At 67.8% G+C, this 981-nt stretch carries 1 pseudogene; it reads right to left on the reverse strand.

The features are described 5' to 3' along the window. Nucleotides 1-834, reverse strand: a pseudogene (locus EN925_RS37330) (phosphatidylserine/phosphatidylglycerophosphate/cardiolipin synthase family protein); the annotation flags it as partial. Nucleotides 835-981 lie beyond the last annotated feature (147 nt).

Below are 981 nucleotides of genomic sequence, written 5' to 3' on the forward strand. Positions count from 1 at the left end.
GCTGAGCGCATCGAGGCCTGTGGGGTCGGGCGTAGGGCAGCGCTCGTAGCGACTGTCGAAAGCGGCAAGCGCCGGATCGGCCCTCTCTTCGCGTCGGATGGTGAGCGGCGCGCCGGCCGGAGCAAGGCTGGAGCGGATTCTTGTCGCGCAGCGGTTCAGGCCGTCACTTGGAAACAGGCTGACCGTATCGTCCTCGCCGGACAGGCGAAAGCGAAATGCCGTGCCGGTGGCGATGGTGCGTGAAGCGCCGCCGGCACGGATCGCCAGCGTGCCGTCGCATGTGCCCCCGATGTCGGCCGGTTGCTTGCCGGCCTGGCGCAGCACGATCTCGACGCCGCGCGCTTGCAGGCCGGAGAAATCGAAGGTCTTGGGCGCCGAAGGCTGCGCCGCTGCATCGATGTAGAGCGTCTGTCGCGACACCCGCCAGCGTCCGTCAAAATGACCCTCGCCGCTGTTGGCGTCGGCCGGCGGCAGATGCGTTTCGGCGACCGGCCCGGCCAGTTTTTGCAGCGTCCGGTAGGTCGCCTGGAAATTGCTGTTGCGGATTTCATAGCGGTCGTGGCCGAAAAGGCCGGTGCCGTTGGCTCGGTCCATGGCGCCAAGCTGATGGCGGGCGAGCAGCGCCAGGAAGCGTTTTTCGTAGTCGCTGGTGCCGGCGTCGCCGAAAAACTGCGCGGCGGCGATCCGTGGCCCAGCTGTCTCCGCGGAGAGCGCGGGTCGCGCGCAAGCGCTTTGGCCTTGCAGGAGATCGCAGGCATTGCGGCCAGTGCCGGCACAGCCGGCAAGGACAGCCAGCCCGAACAGAACGACGGCGATGAATGCGCGACCCTTCACCCGGCCGCTCCGGTCTTCAGGGCGCTCAATTGCGCCGGATCGCGCGGCGGCATGAAGCCCTGCGGGAAGACCTTGCAGACTGGAATGGCGAAGGTGGCGATCAGCAGTTCGGCCTCGCCGCGCATCTTGCGCGGCGTTGCGTTGTCG

This window comes from Mesorhizobium sp. M7A.F.Ca.US.006.04.2.1 (assembly GCF_004022915.1).
In the GTDB taxonomy this organism is placed as follows: Bacteria; Pseudomonadota; Alphaproteobacteria; order Rhizobiales; family Rhizobiaceae; genus Mesorhizobium; species Mesorhizobium ciceri.